This window comes from Actinopolyspora sabaoui, from assembly GCF_051225635.1.
Taxonomy (GTDB): domain Bacteria; phylum Actinomycetota; class Actinomycetes; order Mycobacteriales; family Pseudonocardiaceae; genus Actinopolyspora.
In genome coordinates this window covers 1-18188 of sequence record NZ_JBMIHH010000017.1, presented here as the reverse complement: position 1 = coordinate 18188, position 18188 = coordinate 1, and the positions used below count along the sequence as shown (strand labels likewise).

Annotated in this window: 14 protein-coding genes and 1 rRNA gene; 7 read left to right on the top strand and 8 right to left on the bottom strand. The window is 67.0% G+C overall.

Annotated elements, in window-relative coordinates; translation table 11 throughout:
- Positions 1-61: 61 nt before the first annotated feature.
- From ACOQFL_RS22705 to ACOQFL_RS22680, 6 genes are all read right to left on the bottom strand, one after another.
- Complete coding sequence (locus ACOQFL_RS22705; protein WP_435546238.1) at positions 62-1525, bottom strand: NCS2 family permease; 1464 nt, start codon at positions 1523-1525, stop codon at positions 62-64.
- Positions 1526-1801: 276 nt separating this feature from the next.
- Positions 1802-2302 (bottom strand): nucleoside deaminase, encoded by a 501-nt coding sequence (locus ACOQFL_RS22700; protein WP_435546237.1) that lies wholly within the window; start codon positions 2300-2302, stop codon positions 1802-1804.
- Positions 2303-2472: 170 nt separating this feature from the next.
- A complete protein-coding gene (pucD, locus tag ACOQFL_RS22695; protein ID WP_435546236.1) occupies positions 2473-4788 on the bottom strand; it encodes a xanthine dehydrogenase subunit D in 2316 nt (771 codons plus the stop codon).
- A 100-nt stretch (positions 4789-4888) separates the two neighbouring features.
- The gene (locus ACOQFL_RS22690; RefSeq protein ID WP_435546235.1) at positions 4889-6334 is read right to left on the bottom strand and encodes an 8-oxoguanine deaminase; all 1446 of its coding nucleotides are present in this window, start codon (positions 6332-6334) and stop codon (positions 4889-4891) included.
- Positions 6331-6834 (bottom strand): (2Fe-2S)-binding protein, encoded by a 504-nt coding sequence (locus tag ACOQFL_RS22685; RefSeq protein ID WP_435546234.1) that lies wholly within the window; start codon positions 6832-6834, stop codon positions 6331-6333. Before ACOQFL_RS22685 ends, ACOQFL_RS22690 begins: the two co-directional genes overlap by 4 nt.
- On the bottom strand, positions 6825-7733 hold the full coding sequence (locus ACOQFL_RS22680; protein ID WP_435546233.1) for an FAD binding domain-containing protein: 909 nt from the start codon (positions 7731-7733) through the stop codon (positions 6825-6827). The genes ACOQFL_RS22685 and ACOQFL_RS22680 overlap by 10 nt, the downstream gene beginning before the upstream one ends.
- A 381-nt stretch (positions 7734-8114) precedes the next feature.
- On the opposite strand from ACOQFL_RS22680, the gene ACOQFL_RS22675 reads away from it, so the two are divergent.
- The 4 genes from ACOQFL_RS22675 (at position 8115) to ACOQFL_RS22660 (ending at position 12756) form a co-directional block, all read left to right on the top strand.
- The gene (locus tag ACOQFL_RS22675; RefSeq protein WP_435546232.1) at positions 8115-9641 is read left to right on the top strand and encodes a PucR family transcriptional regulator; all 1527 of its coding nucleotides are present in this window, start codon (positions 8115-8117) and stop codon (positions 9639-9641) included.
- A 466-nt stretch (positions 9642-10107) separates the two neighbouring features.
- The gene (locus ACOQFL_RS22670; RefSeq protein ID WP_435546231.1) at positions 10108-11361 is read left to right on the top strand and encodes a type III PLP-dependent enzyme; all 1254 of its coding nucleotides are present in this window, start codon (positions 10108-10110) and stop codon (positions 11359-11361) included.
- Positions 11362-11438: 77 nt separating this feature from the next.
- On the top strand, positions 11439-11837 hold the full coding sequence (gene speD, locus ACOQFL_RS22665) for an adenosylmethionine decarboxylase (RefSeq protein WP_435546230.1): 399 nt from the start codon (positions 11439-11441) through the stop codon (positions 11835-11837).
- 40 nt (positions 11838-11877) lie between these two features.
- On the top strand, positions 11878-12756 hold the full coding sequence (locus ACOQFL_RS22660; RefSeq protein ID WP_435546229.1) for a spermidine synthase: 879 nt from the start codon (positions 11878-11880) through the stop codon (positions 12754-12756).
- Between the two features lie 173 nt (positions 12757-12929).
- Here ACOQFL_RS22660 and ACOQFL_RS22655 read toward each other — a convergent pair whose 3' ends face one another.
- Positions 12930-14135 carry a hypothetical protein gene (locus ACOQFL_RS22655; protein WP_435546228.1) on the bottom strand — a complete coding sequence of 402 codons (1206 nt, stop codon included), beginning with the start codon at positions 14133-14135 and terminating at the stop codon, positions 12930-12932.
- Between the two features lie 94 nt (positions 14136-14229).
- Between ACOQFL_RS22655 and rbsK the strand changes: the two genes are divergently transcribed.
- A complete protein-coding gene (gene rbsK, locus ACOQFL_RS22650; RefSeq protein WP_435546240.1) occupies positions 14230-15138 on the top strand; it encodes a ribokinase in 909 nt (302 codons plus the stop codon).
- Positions 15139-15249: 111 nt separating this feature from the next.
- Here rbsK and ACOQFL_RS22645 read toward each other — a convergent pair whose 3' ends face one another.
- Positions 15250-15618 carry a histone-like nucleoid-structuring protein Lsr2 gene (locus ACOQFL_RS22645; protein WP_092929539.1) on the bottom strand — a complete coding sequence of 123 codons (369 nt, stop codon included), beginning with the start codon at positions 15616-15618 and terminating at the stop codon, positions 15250-15252.
- A gap of 385 nt (positions 15619-16003) precedes the next feature.
- Here ACOQFL_RS22645 and ACOQFL_RS22640 point away from each other — a divergent pair, with 385 nt between their 5' ends.
- Together ACOQFL_RS22640 and ACOQFL_RS22635 are read left to right on the top strand one after the other, a co-directional pair.
- Positions 16004-16537: a histone-like nucleoid-structuring protein Lsr2 gene (locus ACOQFL_RS22640; RefSeq protein ID WP_435546239.1), complete on the top strand. Its 534-nt coding sequence runs from the start codon at positions 16004-16006 to the stop codon at positions 16535-16537.
- Between the two features lie 1301 nt (positions 16538-17838).
- Positions 17839-18188 (top strand): 16S ribosomal RNA (locus ACOQFL_RS22635); the annotation flags it as partial.

Here is an 18188-nt window from a genome sequence, read left to right as displayed (position 1 = left end):
CGCGAAATCGCCGCGGCGGGGAGCGGGAAACCCCGTTGTAGGAGCGGGTTCCCGCGAATGCTCAGGAGACGCCGAACACGGCCTTTATCCCCTCGATCCCGAAATAGAGTGCGAAGATCAGCGACAACACGCTGAGCAGCCAGCCGATCTCCTTGGCACGTCCCTTGCAGATCTTGATCGCGCAGTAGGAGATCAGCCCCGCACCCACACCGTTGGTGATCGAGTAGGTGAACGGAATGATCGCCACGGTCAAGAACACCGGGATCACGAAGTCCTCGTCGTGCCACGGAATGTTGCGCACCTGGGCCATCATCATCCCGCCGACCAGGACCAGCGCGGGAGCCGCCGCCTGCGCCGGGACCACCGCGGCCAGCGGGGTGAACAGCATGGTGGCCGCGAACAACACACCGGTCACCACGCTGGCCAGACCGGTACGAGCCCCTTCGGCCACTCCGGCCGCCGATTCCAGAAAGACCGTGTTCGGGGAGGAACCGGTTACACCGCCGCCCACCGCGCCGATGCCGTCGACCAGCAGGATGCGGCCCATGCCCTGGACCTTGCCGTCCGAACTGGTCAGCCCGGCCTCACTGCTGACGCTGGTGATGGTGCCCATCGCGTCGAAGAAGCCCGACAGCACCAGCGTGAACAGGAACACCACGGCGGCGATCACGCCCGCGTTCACGAACCCGCCGAACAGGTCGATATTGCCGAACAACCCGAAGTCGGGCGTAGCCACCAGGCTCGACGGCAGGTCGGGCGTGGTGCGTCCCCACTGCTCGGCGGGCACGTCGAACACGGCGTTGACCACGATCGACAGCAGAGTGCCGGTCACGATGCTGATCAGGATCGCCCCGGGTACCTTCCGGGCGACCAGCACCACCATCAGCAGCAGGGTCAGACAGAACAGCCCGAGCGGCCAGCCGACCAGGTGTCCGCTCGGCCCCAGCTGTACCGGGACATCGGTGTTGGCCGCGTCGGGCTGCCTGGTGACGAAACCGGCGCTGACCAGTCCCACCAGCGCGATGTAGAGACCGATACCCACCGTCAGGGCCGTCTTGAGCGCGGGCGGAATCGAGTTGATGATCCGTTCCCGCACCCCGCTGATCGCCATCAGCACGATGCAGACACCTTCGAGCACCACCAGCCCCATGGCCTGTGCCCAGGTCATCTCCGGCGCGACGGTGAAGGCCACCACCGGTATCACACCGAGCCCGGCCGCCATCGCCAGCGGCGCGTTGCCGACCACGCCCATCAGGATGGTCATCACCCCGGCACACAGTGCCGTGGCGGTGGTGAGCTCGGTGTTGCTCAGACTCGCCCCCGTGATGTCCTCGGCGGAACCGAGAATCAGCGGGTTTAGCAGGACGATGTAGGACATCGCCACGAATGTCGTGATCCCGCCCCGCACCTCGCGGGACATACTGGAACCGCGTCGGGTGATCCGGAAATACCGGTCGATCGGTGAGCGCGGCTCGGGTTCGGGGGCCGGATCCGTGTCGGTCGAATCCGGTCTCAGCTGGGTCATGCGTCCTCCCATGCCGGTGGGCGCCCCCGGCCCGAGCCTTCGGCGACGGCTTTCGGGCCGGACTGGTCCTCGGGCCGTGAACAGCACTGTGTCCGGCCCGATCAGGGGCGTTTGGTGAGTTACGAGTGTTTCGAGCACGGCGGTTGACGCCTTGCTGCGGGGGGCTGGAACGCGCCCGAGGCGCACTCCTCGCTCCGTACCCACGGCAGCGGTCGCGACCCGGTCGTCGCGCACCGCCGCAGCCGTGAAACGGCACCGACAGCGTAAACGGAGCCGTCAGTACTCGACGCGGTCGGCCTTGTTCTGCCAGGCGTCGAAGGGTTCGGTCCGGTTCGCGGTCTCGAGACGCCGTACCGGCGTCGGCCACACCGCGTCGGGATCGGTGAACAGATCGTAGAAAGCACGGTCGTCGAAACCCGCGACCGCGGCATCGTGGCGATCGGCGGCGAAGCCGATCCGGTCCAACCTGCTCCACAGCGCGGAGGCCATGCACATCGGGCACGGTTCGCACGAGGAGATCAGTACGCAGCCGTCCAGGCGAAAGCTGTTCAGGTTGCGACAGGCGTTGCGGATGGCGGTGATCTCGGCGTGGGCGGTGGGATCGAGATCGCTGGTCACCATGTTCGTGCCGGTCGCGACGATCTCCTCACCACGGCCGATCACGGCACCGAACGGACCGCCGCCCTTCGACACGCTCTCGGTGGCCAGCCGGATCGCTTCCCGCATCCACTCCTCGGCTCGTGACGGGAGTGCCGCCACGGTCTGCTGTGTGGACAAGACGGTTCCTTTCCTGGTGCGGACGGTTTCGGGGCGGACCCGGGAGGTGGTCCCGGCACGGCGCGCGGAGCACGAGTGGTTCGAGGGCGTCGTGCCGGTCTCCGCCCGGGTCCGCGTTCGGGACACCCCGATCGGGCCCGCGGTTCGCCGGGTTCCGTTCGGACGGCCAGTCAGCCGATGACGTGCTCGGGACCGACCGGTACGTGGGTGAGTTCCTCGCCGGTCGCCGCACGGATCGCGGCCACGATCGCCGGGGTGGAGGAGATCGTGGGTGGTTCCCCGACACCACGCACGCCATAGGGGGCGTTCGGATCGCCCCGCTCGATGACGTCGACGTTCATCGGCGGCATGTCGAGAATGGTCGGGATCAGGTAGTCGGTGAACGAGGGATTGCGGATCTTGCCCTCGCCGACCTGGATCTCCTCCATGACCGCCAGGCCCAGCCCCTGCGCGGAGCCGCCCTGGATCTGTCCCACCACCGACTCGGGGTTGACCGCCTTGCCGACGTCCTGCGAGCAGTCCAGCTGCACCACCTTGATCAGCCCCAACTCCGTGTCCACGTCGACCACGGCACGGTGCGCGGAGAAGGCGTGCTGCACCTGCGCACGCTCGCTGTGACCCTGTTCGTCGAGCGGGAACGTCTCGCGGTGGTGGTACTCCCTGGTCTCCTCGACGACATCGGAGCCGAGTACCTCGGCGATGTCGGCGAGCACGCCCGAACCGGCCGATACGACCTTTCCACCGGCCAGCGACAACTCCGAGGGAGACTCGCCGAACCGCTCGGCGGTGAGCGCCAGCAGCCGCTCCCGCACCGCCCTGCAAGCCGCCTGCACCGCACCACCGGTCACATAGGTCTGCCTGGAGGCGGAGCTGGAACCGGCCGGGCCCACGTCGGTGTCGTTCGGGTGGATGTTGACCCGTTCCACACCCAGTTCGCTGCGGGTGATCTGCTGCTGCACCGTGACCACGCCCTGGCCGACCTCGGCGGCAGCGGTGTGCACCATCGCGAGCGGTTCACCGGCCACGACCTGCAACCGCACCCGGGCGGTGGAGAAGTCGTCCGCACCCTCCGCGTAGCAGACGTTCTTGATGCACACGCCGTAGCCGATACCGCGCACCACCCCTTCGCCGTGGGTGGTGTTGGAGGCGCCACCGGGCAGGTCACGGATGTCCGGCGTGGCATCGGGGCTGTGCGCTTCCGGCAGCGGCAGGTCGCGCACCCGACGCAGCAGTTCCGCCACCGGTGCCGGGTAGTCCAGCACCTGCCCGGTCGGGGTGGTGCCGCCCCGGCTGATCGCGTTGCGGATGCGCAGCTCCACCGGATCCATGCCGAGCTTCGCCGCGAGCCGGTCCATCTGCGATTCGTAGGCGAAGGCGGGCTGCACGGCGCCCAACCCACGCATCGCACCGCACGGCGGGTTGTTGGTGTACATGCCCCAGCCCTGGATCGAGACGTTGGGCACGTCGTAGGGCCCCACCCCCAGCGTGGTGCCGTTGCCCACCACCACCGGCGTCTTGGAGGCGTAGGCACCACCGTCGAAGTAGAGCTGGGCGCGGACGTAGACCAGGTCGCCGTCCTCGGTGGCGCCGTGCTCGTAGTACATCCGCGCCGGATGGCGATGCACGTGGCCGAAGAAGGACTCCTCCCGGTCGTAGACGATCTTTACCGGTCTGCCGGTGCGCAGCGCGAGCATGCAGACGTGCACCTGCATGGACAGGTCCTCCCTGCCGCCGAACGCGCCTCCCACACCGGACATGGTCATCCGCACCAGCTCCGGATCAAGGTCCAGCGCCGCCGCCGTCTGCTTGCGGTCACTGTGCAGGTCCTGCGTCGCCAGGTACAGATCCACCCCGCCGTCCTCACCGGGGATGGCGAGCCCGGATTCGGGGCCGAGGAACGCCTGGTCCTGCATGCCGACGGTGTAGGTGCCCGAGACCACGACATCGGCCGTCGCCTCGGGATCGCCCTTGACGATCGGCTGGTACCGCACCGTGTTGCCGCCGGGGTGCACCTTCGGCACCGACTCGTCGCGGGCCGCCAGTTCAGCGTCGACCACCGGTTCCAGCACCTCGTAGTCGACCTCGACCAGATCCAGCGCACGCCGCGCGGTCTCCGGGTGATCCGCCGCGACCAGCGCCACAGCCTCACCGCGGTACCGCACCACGTCCTCGGCGAGCACCGGCTGGTCGATGTCCTTGAGACCGTAGAGGTTCCGCCCCGGCACGTCCGCCGCGGTCAGCACCGTGTGGACGCCCGGTGCGCGCAACGCCGGACCGATGTCGATGGAGCGGATCCGTGCCGAGGGATGTGGGCTGCGCAGAGTGGCTCCCCAGAGCATGTTCTCCGCCCACAGGTCCGAGGAGTAGGCGAAGTCCCCGCGTACCTTCAGCGTTCCGTCCGGACGCAACGGTGACTCGCCGACCCCTCCGGCGATGGCGTCATCGAGGTCCTGGGGGCGATGTGCCGGTGCGTGTGTATTGCTCATCGGGCCACCTCTTCCGGGGTGTGTCGTGCCGACCGGTCTCGGCGTGCGGGTGTCACGGAGCGGGAAACAGCCGGGCGGGAAATCCACGAAGGTGTCGAACTCATCCGACCCCCTTGGCCGCGAGGCTCGAACAGCTCCGGCGCAGCTCCGCTGTGAGGTCCCGCTCCGACTCCCGCACCAACCGGGCGTCGGCGACGACGGTCTCGCCGCCGCACAGCAACCGGCGCAACTCCGGGAGCGGGCCGAGCGCCAGCGCGGCGACCGGATCGCCGATTCCCGCGTGGCCCAGCCCGTCGAGGTCCCACAGCGCGATGTCGGCGAGCTTGCCGGGCTCCAGCGAGCCCAACTCGTCCTCCCGCCCCAGACAACGCGCTCCACCACGGGTTCCCATCCACAGCGCGTCACGAACCGACAACGCGTCAGGCCCGTACCGCGCTCTGCCGAGTAGCAGTGTCTGACGCAGTTCGTCACCGAGCCGCCCCGACTCGTTGGAAGCCACCCCGTCGATACCGAGCCCGACCGGGGCGTCGTGGTCCAGCAGGGGGCGCACCGGAGCGGTTCCGGCCCCGAGCCGTCCGTTCGAACTCGGGCAATGCGCCACACCGGTGCCGGTCTCACCCAACCGTGCGACATTGCGCTCGGAAAGATGTACACCGTGCGCCAGCCAGACGTCCTCGCCCAACCAACCGAGCCGCTCGGCGTACTCGACCGGATCACAGCCGAACTCCCGATCGCAGCGCTCGAGCTCGTCGATCGTCTCCGCGAGGTGGGTGTGCAGCCGCACCTCGTGTCGCCGAGCCAGTTCGGCCGACGAGCGCATCAGTTCGCCGCTGACCGAGAACGGGGAACAGGGGCCCACGGCCACCCGTACCCGGGAGTCGAAGGCCGGGTCGTGAAACCGCCGAATCGCGTCCTCGGTTCCACGCAACGCCGCCTCGGTCTCCTCGACCGCCGAGTCCGGGGGCAGCCCCCCGGCGGACTGCCCCCGGTCCATCGAGCCGCGCACCGCGTGCAGCCGCACGCCGATGCGTTCGGCCCCGGACACCACGCCGCCGAGCACATCCCCACCCGCGTCGGGAAACACGTAGTGGTGATCGGCGACAGTGGTGCATCCCGACAACGCCGTCCAGCCCAGCCCCGCCGCGGCGGCGGAACCGGTCAGCTCCTCGTCGATGCCCGCCCAGACGGGGTAGAGCTCGGTGAGCCAGCCGAACAGCGTCGAGTCGACCGCGTAACCGCGCGTCGCCCACTGGTAGAGATGGTGATGCGTGTTGACCAGACCGGGGGTGAGCAGGCAACCGCTGCCGTCCACGCGGCGAACCGGTCCCGGTTGGACCGGGGCCGCGCCGGGCCCCACGGCGCTGATGCGGCCGTCCTCGATCACCACGTGGCCCTCGGCGTACTCGGTGCCCGCACCCGAGGTATTCGGTTCCGGGGCGTCGACGGTGACCACGGCCGCGCCCTCGATCACGGTGCGGTTCGGCTCTCGGCGCGACTCGCCACCGCTCGTTCCGGGGCCAACATTCGTTCCCGAGCTGTGGGTCATTCCCGGTCACCCCCGCTGGATTCGGAGATGCCGGTTCCCGCGTTCCGCTCCGCGGCGGTGCGTACCGCGGCCATGATCTTCTCGTAACCGGTGCACCGGCACAGGTTCCCGGCCAGTGCCTCCCTGATCTCCGCGTCGGAGGGATCGGGCACCCGGTTGATCAGGTCGTCCGCCGCGACCAGCAGACCGGGGGTGCAGAAGCCGCACTGCACCGCCCCCTCGTCGATGAAGGCCCGCTGCACGGGGGCCAGTTCCTCCTCGTCGGCGAGACCCTCCACAGTTCCCACCTCGCGGTCCTGCGCCTGGCCCGCCGCCACCAGGCAGGCACAGACCGGAACCCGGTCGAGGTAGACCGTGCAGGATCCGCACTCGCCCTGTTCACAGGCGTTCTTGGAACCCGGGAGCCCGAGCCGTTCCCGCAGTACGTACAGCAGGCTCTCGCCTTCCCACACGTCGTCGGCGGTCATGGCGCGGCCGTTGACGTTCAGATTCAGGCGCATCGTTGCCTCCCGGAGAATTCGGTGTCGCCGCGGTACTCGTCCCAGGCCCAGGACAGCGTGCGGCGCGCGAGCACGTGCAACGCGTGGGTGCGGTAGCCGGCCGTACCTCGTACGTCGTCGATCGGTGCCGCCGCGTGGGTCACCAGTTCGCCGAACCGCTCGGTGATCGAGTCGGGGAGGGGGCGCGGGTCCTCCCACTGGTCGGCGTCGGTCAGCGCAGCGGCCAGGAAATCCTCGGCCTCGGTGGCGGGACGCGGCGTGGGGGCCGCCGAGCCCAGTCCGGTGCCGACGCCGCGCCGGTCCGGCCACAGCGCGACCGCGAAGGTGCACACGGCGATGACCATCGCGTTACGAGTACCGATCTTGGAGAACTGCTGCGGCCCCGTGCTCACCGGCACGTGTACCGCCGCGACCAGCTCGTCGGGGTCCATGGCGGTGCGTTTGACCCCGGTGAAGAACTCGCCGATCGGGATCGTTCTGCTGCCGCGCACCGACTCCAGCTCGATCTCCGCGTTCGAAGCCAGCAACGGGGGATGTCCGTCGCCCGCCGGGGACGCCGACGCGAGGTTCCCGCCGAGCGTTCCTCGGTTCCGGATCTGCGGCGATCCCACGGTTCGAGCGGCCATGGCGAGCCCGGGCAGGCTGCTCCCCAGTTCGTCGATCAGTCGTGAGTAGGGCACGCCCGCGCCGATGCGCACCGACGCCACGCCTGCCCGCTCGGTTCGCGACCATTCCCGGAGCTGTTCGATGCGAGTCAGGTCGAGCAGCGTCTCCGGACGCCGATGGTCGAAATTCAGTTCCACCATGACGTCGGTGCCGCCCGCGACGGGAGTCGCATCGGGGTGGTTGGCCTTGGCTTCGAGCGCTTCGCTCCAGCAGGCCGGTCGTAGGAAATCCACTGTGTTTCTCCAGATCACAACCCGAGATAGGCCGTTGGGATGTGAGTAAGTACACAGCCTGTCCACCCGAATTGACTAGCGGCGGAAAACATGAATCGAACCGCTGGTGAACGAGTGGTTTTCGTGCTTTCCTACAACCAACGGCCCGGCACGGGCCTGGCCTCCGAGTGCGTTGTCCGTGGGCAACGTAGCCGAGCACCGGCGCGGAGCGTGGAATTTCCCGTAATGATCGTGTTTCGGCGTGTGCCGCCTCTTGCAGACGCAGCCTCGGGCATGCCTAGGATCGCCGGGTTCCGACCCCCGCACGGGGCCGACTCGGACGAACGGATCCGGTCCGGCACTCCGGCGGATACAGGCGATTCCAGGAATTAGGGTGCGTGCGTGCTTCTCGGCGATCTGTTGGACGATTCCCGGCTGGGGCTGACCCTGCTCGCGGGAGGCGACCGGCTGGACCGGGTGGTGCGGGGGGTGTACGTCACCGACCTCATCGATCCGAGGCGCTATCTGCAGGGTGGCGAGCTGGTGCTCAGCGGCCTGGTGTGGCATCGGCACTCCACCGACTCCGAGGAGTTCGCGGCCGCGCTGTCGGACGCGGGAGTGGCGGCCCTGGTGGCTGGTACGGCACGGCTGGGAAGAGCTCCGACCGACCTCGTACGGGCCTGCGACCGGCACGGTGTGCCGCTGTTCGAACTCTCGATCAATGTCAGCTTCAACACGCTGTTCGAACACGTGCTCGGCGCCGTCCGAAACGAACGGACCTCCGGCAGGGACCTGGTAACCGACGTGGCCGCGGGCGCCGATCTCCCCAGAGTGCTGACCGCCGCCGCTTCCAAGCTGGGCAGCGACTGCTGGGTTTGCTCCGCGGTGGGGGCGACCGTGGCCGCACACGGCGAGTTGGCCGTCCCCGACCGCCGCACGCTCGTCCGGGAGTTCCTGCGCGCGGAGCGACTCCCCAGAACGGTGGCCACCGACCGCGGGGATGCCTATGTGCTCTGGCCGGTCAGTTCCGGAACCGAGTCACGTGCGGCCCGCTGGTTCCTCGTGCTGCCCGCCGTGGCGGAGCAGCGGGACTCCGTGCGGGAGTCGGTGACCAACGAACTCGCCACGGCGGTGGCGCTGCTGCGCAGCAGGCTCGACGAGGGGCGCCAGGTCTCCGGTGGTCCGGTGGGCACCGCGTTGCGCGCGTTGCTGGAGGGTTCGGCCGGTTCCAGGGAGGTGGCCGGCAGGCTCGCCGAGGCGGGGTTGTCCGGGGAAGGAACGTTGTGCGTGGTGGCGTTGTCCATGAACGGGAGTTCGGAAGCCGCCGCGGACGTGCTGCGGGAGATCGCCGCCGCCACCGGTCTGCCCTCGGTCACCGCACCCGTGGAAACCGGTGCGTTGGCGGTGTTCGGTGAGCGGGCCGGTGGTCCGGTCGAACTGGCCGGGCTGGCCGATTGGCTGCGCGGCACGCTCGCTGATCTCGAACACGGGCCCGCCTGGCTGGAGGTCAGCGTGGGAGTCAGCGACCTGGCCGACCCGAGCGGGTTGCGAGGCGCCGTCGAGGAGGCCCGCTACACCCGGCGACTCGCCGAACAGCGCCCCGGCCGCTGCGATATCGCCACCGCGGCCGATCTGGTCTCCCAGCAGGTGTTGCTCTCGGCGGTGCCCGATGAACTGCGACACTCCTACCGGCAACGACTGCTGGGCGGGCTGCTCGCCTACGACCGCGACCACCAGTCGGACCTGGTCCACACGCTGCGCACGTTCCTGGAGTGTTCCGGATCCTGGTCGCGCTGTGCCCAGCGGCTGCACGTTCACGTGAACACGCTTCGTTACCGTATCCGACGGGTGGAGGAGATATCCGGCCGTGATCTCGGTGACTTCCCCACCAGGGTGGATTTCTACCTGGCACTACAGATCAACGGTTGATCGGTTGGCCGAGCGGGCTTTCGTCGAAGAGGCGGTGAACTCCGCTCGCCTACCGGCCGCGGTGGTCGGCAGCGGCACCACCGATGTGCTCGGGCTCACTTTCGTGGTGTCGGTCGAGGTTGCGCGAGTTCCGCTCCGAAGTGTGGACCGGAGGGTTCGTTGAACCGCCCAATGGGAATTGCGATCCAATTGGCGGGACACTTTCGAGTGACTGAAACATCTCGTGTCCGGTGAACGATTCGCTGAGTGGCCACGGGCCGTGTCAGTGGTCACAATTGGTTCCGCTGTCCGGGGGAAGCCTCGGGTGTGATTGGAAAATGCGCCGCCATCAGCGGTACCGTTTCTGGTCGGTGCAGGGCATTCCCCGCGGCTCGGTCCTCCTTGGACCCCGTAACGGATCGGCCTGGCCGGATTGGTGTGTTCCACGCGACGGCCCGCCAACGGCCGAGAAACGGAGGTTTCGGGATTGACCGACCTGTCCGGCAGCCACGCTGTGACGGACCGCCCCGGTGGCGGCACCACTGTCGAGACGACCGTGAACGGGGCATCCGCGGCCTCCGCCGCGGAGTCGGAACGCATCCGCGGCTTTCTCGATGAGGCGCGCCCCACCACCCCCTGCCTGGCTGTGGACCTCGCCGTGGTGCGGAATCGTTTCTCGCGGTTGAGCGCGGAACTGTCCGGGGCGCGCATCTGCTACGCGGTCAAGGCCAATCCCGATCCCCGTGTCGTCGCCGAACTGGTCGGCCTGGGGGCCTCCTTCGACGTCGCCAGCCCCGGAGAAATCGAGCTGTGCCTACGCCAAGGCGCCTCGGCCCGGTCGATCTCCTACGGCAACACCATAAAAAAGCCGGCTGACATCGCTCTCGCGTATCAACGCGGTGTCCGACTGTTCGCCACCGACAGCACGCCCGACCTGGAGAACATAGCCGCCGCGGCGCCCGGCTCCGGCGTGTTCTGTCGAATCGCGGTGGACAACACCGGTTCCCGGACACCCTTCGGACGCAAGTTCGGCTGCTCACCCGCGACCGCGGTCCGGCTGCTGCGGCGTGCCCATGAGTTGGGGCTCGTGCCGTACGGCGTCTCGTTCCACATCGGCTCGCAACAGCTCTCCTCGGAAGCCTGGGAACACGGGATCGCCGCCGCGGCCGAGGTGCTGCACGACCCCGGGCTGCCCCCCGACACGGTTCGCATGGTCAACCTGGGTGGAGGGCTGCCCGCCACGTACACCCAACCGACCCCGGACCTCCCCGAGTACACCACCGTGATCGAGGACGCGCTACGGCGCCACTTCGGCACCGGCCGTCCGGAGGTACTGCTCGAACCCGGTCGCCACCTCGTGGGGGACGCGGGTGTACTGCGCAGTGAGGTCGTGCTGGTCTCCGAGGACTCCACGGGGCAGGGACGCTGGGTCTACCTGGACGCGGGACGCTACAACGGCCTGGCCGAAACCGAGGGCGAGGCGATCACCTACCGGCTGCGCACCAGTCGGGACGGGGACCCGCTCGGCCCCGTGGTACTGGCGGGCCCCACCTGCGACGGTGACGATGTGTTGTACCAGCACACCCGCTACGAACTTCCGAGCACACTGCGGGGTGGGGACACGGTCGATCTGCTCAGTGCCGGTGCCTACACCGCGAGTTACTCCTCGGTGTGTTTCAACGGATTCGAACCGCTGACCACTTGTTGTTTCGACAGTGCCGAGACCATTGAACGAGCGTGACCGGCCGAGAACGCGGTGCGGGGGCTCGTTCGGGAAGTTTCCCAGTAGGAATCTGCGAAATGTTGGGAGGTCGATAGATGTCAATTGATGCCGGAACCCTGCAGCCTGTTGGTCTGTTCACCGGTCAGCACGTCCTCGCCGAACTCGAGGGCGTGGCCGCTGAGCTGCTCGATGACGAACAGTTCCTGACAGACGCGCTCAACAGCGCACTGGACCGTTCCCAGGCCACGGTGTGTGACGTGATCTCGAAACGATTCGATCCGCAGGGTGTGACGGTGCTCGCGCTCCTGTCGGAATCCCACGCTTCGTTGCACTCCTACCCGGAAAACGGTTCGATCTTCATCGATGTGTTCACTTGCGGGAACAAGGCCCAGCCGGAGCGCGCGGTGGATCTGCTCGCCGAGTCGCTGGGCCCGACGAATGTGAACTGCCGGACGATCCGGCGTGGTCATGACTACGAAACAGGCCTCACGTGAACAGCGTGTGTTCGGCCGAGCTCATCCGAAGGAGCGGGAGTTGATCGAGCTCGACGGCAAGCAGTGGATCCAGGAGCCGCTGGGTGACGACATGCGGCGACTCTGGCGCGTCGACGAGGTGTTGTGGGAAGGCGACACCGCTTACCAGCACGTGGTGATCGGCCGTACCGGCCAGGGCGTCGCGTTGTTCTGTGACGACGATCGGCAGAGCACCGAGTTCTCGCAGCTGGTCTACCACGAGGCGATGATGGTGCCCGGCTTTCTGCTCGCGGAGCAGCTCGAGCGGGTGTTGATCGTCGGCTCCAGCGAGGGTGTGGCCAGCCGGATGGCCGTCAAGGCGGGCGCCGCGCGAGTGGACCACGTGGACATCGACAGTGAGTGCGTGCGCGTCTGCGCCGAGCACCTTCCGTACGGATACACCGCCGCCGAGCTCGCGGATCTGGAAGCGGGCAACGGTCCCATCAAGCTGCACTACACCGACGGGTGGAGTTTTCTCGACCGGGCGATCGGTGCGGGAGAACGCTACGACCTGGTGATCGTGGACCTCCCCGACGAACGGGCGGACGAGACCGAGAGTCAGCACAATCGCCTGTACGGTGAGGAATTCATCCGAAGGTGTCATGCCGTGCTGGCACCCGGCGGGGTGGTCGGTTTCCAGGCCGGTTCACCGACGGTCTGGCGCAACACCACGCTCGTCCGGGCCTACAACCGATTCCGCACGGTGTTCGACACTGTCACCTACTTCGGCTCCGACGAGCATGAGTGGGCATTCCTGTTCGGCCGTGTCGAACAGTTGGACGACCCGGTCAACGTCATGCTCGACGCGACGCCGAAGAGCCAGTACGAACCGGCCACGATCGACGACGCGAGTCTGATCGGCCTGACGGTCCCACCGTACTCGGTGCGCCACCAGGAGTGACGATTCGCGTGGCACCGGCCGTGGAACGGGACTCCGCGTCCAGCCGCGTAAGGGCCCGCGCACGGCCGGTGTCCGTCGAACGCCGCCGCACCGCCCGCTGAGCACCACCGGCGGTGCGGCCGAACGCGCCCAACACGGGGCCGATCCGCGGATCGGTGCGATCTGAGCCGGGCTCACCCCAGATACGGGTGTTGGCCGGTACCGCTGCCCGCGTCCTCGTACTTGTTGAACCACTGGTCGAACGCGAGACCTCTGGTGCGCAACCGCTGTTCGACGGCTTCTCCGGTTACCGACTCCTCCGGCGCATCGGACCGCTCGACAGCGATCGTCTCCACCGCGAACAGTTCCTCGTAGGCATTGTCGGGGCACGCGTGAGCCGCGAACGACTCGAAAAGCGGCGCGCTCTCGTCCCAGCTCATCAGCTCCGTGGCCTCCAGGACCACGCGGGCCTCGTTGATGAACAGCCGTAGTGCCAAGGCCTCCGCCACACAGCGCGGCGGTTGCCAACGGGTGCCCGTCAGTCGGGTGGCCACGGCCGCGGAGCACAACAGCAGCGAGCGCGTGAAACGCGCGTCGTAGTTGTGCTGGTAGCACGGCGGAAGCTCTTCCAACACCAACAGCCCTACCGCGCCGTCCGCCGTGGCGTCGTTGACCGTCAGCGCCAGCTCGTCGTAGAAGAGCTCGTCGGTCACGACGCTGACGGCGTGAATCAGCGCGCCTGCCGCGAGGTTCGCCCGCTGTTCGTCGGCCCCACTCTGGTCGAAGGCAGTCGCCGCGAAGGCGCGCAGCCGGTCCGAGAGTTCGTGCAGCCGAATCCGCCAGTTCTCCGTCTCGGGCGACTCCGCGCTCGGGGAACGTGCTTCGGCTGTGCCAGCGGGGCCGGTTCGCCAGGGCTCCGACTCCGGGAGACCGGCCTGCTCGAACGCGTCCTCGACCTCGGCCTGCAATCGCTCGTCGGCCTCGCTGAGTTGACCCCCGGAGTGCTGTTCGGCCGCCGCGAGACTCTCGTTGAACTCGTCCTCGGTGATCTTCACCTCGGAGTGCGTGAGCGTCCAGTGCTCCAGCACCTGGCTGTCCAGCAGGATTTCCCGCAGGACGTTGGCGGCGGCGTTCTCCGCGGCCGACAGTGAGGGAGCGTCCACAGCGAGCATCACGGTCGACCCGTCCGGACCGACCTCGATCCGGTAGTCCAGCACGTCGATGTCTTCCTCCTCGGGGCCCGCCACCCCTTCGACCCGACCGAGCTGGTGATCGAGTACCGACACCACCCCCTCCTGTTGTAGTGGGTCGAGTTTCGAGATGTCCACCGGAGGCCGCAGCCCCGCGGTCACTACATAGTCCACCGCGTCTCGTCCTCTTTCCGACTCGTTGCCGGGCATGGTACGTCCCGGCAACCGGCGGGTCGTGTACGACGCGCCAGCGCCCCTCGCCGCTTCGTTCAACCGGCGGGAGGGTAATTATGGCCCCGTGACGATGGTGACGGTATTCGGTAGTTGCAACATGGATCTGGTCGCCTACGTGGCGACACCACCACGCAGCGGAGAGACGGTGCACGGTCGTGCGTTCAGCACCGTCCCCGGGGGCAAGGGAGCCAACCAGGCGATAGCCGCTGCCAGGGCCACCCCGGGTGCTACCGGGAACACCCGGTTTCTCGGGGCGGTCGGTGACGACGGGTTCGGCAGCCGGATCCGTGCCGAGCTGCTCGACTCGGGAGTCGACACGGCCGGGCTGCGGACGGTGGAGGGGAACAGCGGCACCGCGCACATCGTGGTCGACGACGAAGGTGGAAATTCGATCATCATCGTGGGAGGTGCCAACGACACGGTCGATCGACTGCACGACGGCGATGCGGATGCCATCGCCGACTCGGGCTGTCTGCTGTTGCAGCTGGAGACCCCGCTGCGGGGAGTTTCGGAGGCCGCCGAGTTGGCTGCCCGCAACGGAGTACGCGTGATCCTGACACCCGCTCCGGCGGAGCCGGTGCCCGAGTCGCTGTTGTCGAACGTGGATCTGCTGGTGCCGAACGAGCACGAGGCAGCGGTTCTCACCGGTGAGTCGGATCCGGAACGAGCTCTGCCCGCGTTGCTGGAGAGCGTTCCGGAGGTCGTGGTGACCATGGGAGGCCAGGGGGTGCTCTACGGAAATCGAGCGGGCGAGCGCGTCAGGATGCCCGCGTTCCCGGTGCGGGCGGTGGACACCACGGCGGCGGGGGACACCTTCGTCGGCGTGCTGGCGGCGGCACTGGCCCGCGGCACGGAAATCACCCGAGCGTTGCGGCTCGGATCCGCGGCAGCGGCGTTGTCGATACAGCGAAAGGGCGCGAGCGGTTCGATGCCGGTGGAGGACGAGATTAACGAATTCTTGGAGCAGGCCACCGATTGAACGAAAAACGATCACATTTGGCGTGCTTTCGTGCACGCAATGTTTTCGGTCGGCCTCCCCGGCGGGCGGGGACACTCGTGTCACCCCGCCCGCCCGGGCACTACAGTCGGATCACTGTGCTTTGTCGTAGGCCTCGACGATCTCCGCGGGAATCCGGCCACGATCGGAAACCTGCATGCCCTGTTGGCGTGCCCATTCCCGAATGGCCTGATTCCGTTCGCGGTCGGCGGCTTTCGGTGCTTGTGAACCGCTGTTCGACTGGCGAGTTTTCCCGGCCTTGTTCGCCTTGCCACTGCGCTTGCGGCCACCGACACGACGGGCACTGGAAAGATAGGGAGCCAGCGCGTCGCGGAGTTCGGCAGCGTTTTCGGACGACAGGTCAATCGTGTAGTTCACACCATCCAGCGCGAACTCGACGGTCGACTCCGCTTCGGAACCGTCGACATCGTCGACCAGTTGAACCGTTACCTTCTGCGCCACTGCTAACCCTCGATTCCGGATCGTTTTCGTCGGTCATCCACAGCTTACGACGAAGCGCGCCAGTACAATAAACCAGCGTTACTCTATTGTCGTGAAGGCCGCGACGTGATGTTGTTGTGAGCTTCGCGTCACTGTTCGCGTTGTAGTGCTCTTCCTCGATCAGCACAACACGGAGTACCGCGTCGCCCCGGTGAGGGGTTCCAGTACTATTGGTTTTTAGGAACCGACTACATGGGCGTGGGTGGTTTACGAGCGCGTATGAGGTTGTCCTATCGTGAGGAGGAGACAACGGCCCGACCGCGTGCTATAACGTAAGTGTCGGTCGGAGGTGTCTACCGGCAAGTGTCGCGGAGCGAGACGGGGCACGTTCCCGAAACAGGTGATCATGGCCGAGCGGATTCAGGTCGAACTCGTCGACGACATCGACGGGTCCGAAGCGCAGCAGACAGTTACTTTCGCCATGGATGGCGTGAGCTATGAAATCGACCTGAGTGAACAGAATGCGCGAAACCTACGCGAGCTGTTCGGGCCGTACATCAGGCAGGCACGCACGGCGCAGCAGCAGAACAGCAACCGGCGGCAGAGCCGAAAGCAGGAGCGGGAGGACCGGAAGACCCGGCAGGCCAACCGCAAGCTGACCGAGGAGATCCGGGGCGCGGCTCGACGCAGTTACGAGCGCTACCAGCAGGATCGCCAGGAGCAAGAGGCGGATCGCTCCGAATCGACGTCGCAGAGCGACCAGTTCGAGCAGAGCGGTCAGCTCGATCAGGAGACACTGCTGGAGCACCCGCTGTCCTTCACGCCGGACGATTCCGGCCGGGTCGCCGGCGGACAGGCACTGTCGGAAGGCGACGAGGAGACAGAGGAGAGCCGTTTCCCCGCTGTTTCGCTTCCGCAGTTCTCTTCCGCGAACGAGTGAAGCGGTCACGCTCGTCCGCGTTGTGCCGGTACTGGTGCACCGGTAGCAGGTGTCCTGCCGAGCCCTGCCGTCCCATAACTCTGCTGTCCCGCGCGTGGCTCTAGCCGTCCCGCGCGGGTGGGGCACACTCGCGCGCCGATGCTGCCTGTGGTTACCGGCGACGAAACGAGTTCTACTACCTGCCCGGTACCGCCGTGGTCTGCCCACTGGAGCACTCCCGCGGAAGGTCCCGCTCGGGCCGTCCCGGCGTCGCTGCCGGTTCGAACACGCCGGTCGCCGACGTGACGAGTGGAAACGGCTGCTCGGGACAGAGCACCGTTCGGGCCGCCTCCGGACGGCCCGAACGGCTCGGTGAGGTCCGATCAGTCCTCCGCGCGGTGGCGGCGACCGGTGCTGCGCCTGCTCTGTTGTGGCGGTGGTTGTGCTCCGGTGCTGTGGCTACCGCCCGAACCTTGGTCCGACTGATCACTCTGTTCGTGAGCACTTTCCAGGGAGGCGACGAACTCGGGCGGGGCACTGGTGGCCCAGTGGTCCCCTTCCGGATCGATCAGCGTGTTCCGCAATTCGGTGTAAATCGGTGTCGAATCCACTGCTACCCCCGTGGTCGTGTTCCGAGATCGAGGTTACCGCGCTCGCCGGTGACGGAACGAGGTGTGGCCGATACTCACACGCACGTGGTCGAACGCGAATAACGAGCTCCGGCGGGACGAACAAGTGTGGCTGTTTCGTTGCACGCTCTCCTCCGGTCGGGTGAACCCCGTGTTCACCTGGTGTTTTGGTGGTTGGTGGGGGTGGGTGTGTGGGGTGGTGTGGTGGGGGTTTAGAGTGGTTGTTGTCAGCACGGCGGGGCCGGGCTGGGAATCACGGGAAACGGTGAGTCGGGACTGGGTTCTGGTTTGTCGGGTGGTTTCTGGTTTCGGTTCGTGGTGGTGGCTGGTTGTTTGAAGAACTGCATGTGGTGCCCGGTGCTTGCTGGTCGGGGTTGCGTTGTTGTGGCGTGATCTTGGTTGGTGGGTGGGTGACCCCCCGGTGAGTGGGGGGTTGGTTGGGGTGCTACGGTGAATGCAGTCAACAACAAAGGGCATTCGAAAGGTTCGGCTGGCTGGGAAAAGGCTGGTTGGGTGTTTCGGGTGTGGGCCTGCCGCGTGGGTGGTGGGTGTGTTCTTTGAGAATTCAACAGTGTTTGTGCACGCGTGTGTGTGTTTGTTTCTTGTCTTTTTTGCTTTGAGTATCAGCTCGCGCTGTGCCTCATGGTTTGTGAGGTGTGGTGTGGGTTGTGCTGGGGTTGAATATCGAATTCATTGTTGGAGAGTTTGATCCTGGCTCAGGACGAACGCTGACGGCGCGCTTCACACATGCAAGTCGAGCGATGGCGCCGGTTTTCGGATCGGTGTGCAGAGCGGCGGACGGGTGAGTAACACGTGAGTAACCTGCCCTGGGCGTGGGGATAACCCTGGGAAACCGGGGCTAATACCGGATGGCCCTATCTCATTCGCATGGATGGGTGGGGAAAGGTGCATCTCTGTGAGGGGGTGTTCCGGCTTGGGAGGGGCTCGCGGCCCATCAGCTTGTTGGTGCGGTAGTGGCGTACCAAGGCGATGACGGGTAGCCGGCCTGAGAGGGTGATCGGCCACACTGGGACTGAGACACG

What these genes read in the sequence shown, in the direction of transcription:
- ACOQFL_RS22655 (WP_435546228.1), bottom strand. Translation starts at nt 14,135, where the DNA reads ATGCCCGGCAACGAGTCGGAAAGAGGACGAGACGCGGTGGACTATGTA.
- ACOQFL_RS22640 (WP_435546239.1), top strand. Translation starts at nt 16,004, where the DNA reads ATGGCCGAGCGGATTCAGGTCGAACTCGTCGACGACATCGACGGGTCC.
- speD (WP_435546230.1), top strand. Translation starts at nt 11,439, where the DNA reads ATGTCAATTGATGCCGGAACCCTGCAGCCTGTTGGTCTGTTCACCGGT.
- ACOQFL_RS22685 (WP_435546234.1), bottom strand. Translation starts at nt 6,834, where the DNA reads ATGCGCCTGAATCTGAACGTCAACGGCCGCGCCATGACCGCCGACGAC.
- ACOQFL_RS22705 (WP_435546238.1), bottom strand. Translation starts at nt 1,525, where the DNA reads ATGACCCAGCTGAGACCGGATTCGACCGACACGGATCCGGCCCCCGAA.
- rbsK (WP_435546240.1), top strand. Translation starts at nt 14,230, where the DNA reads ATGGTGACGGTATTCGGTAGTTGCAACATGGATCTGGTCGCCTACGTG.
- pucD (WP_435546236.1), bottom strand. Translation starts at nt 4,788, where the DNA reads ATGAGCAATACACACGCACCGGCACATCGCCCCCAGGACCTCGATGAC.
- ACOQFL_RS22690 (WP_435546235.1), bottom strand. Translation starts at nt 6,334, where the DNA reads ATGACCCACAGCTCGGGAACGAATGTTGGCCCCGGAACGAGCGGTGGC.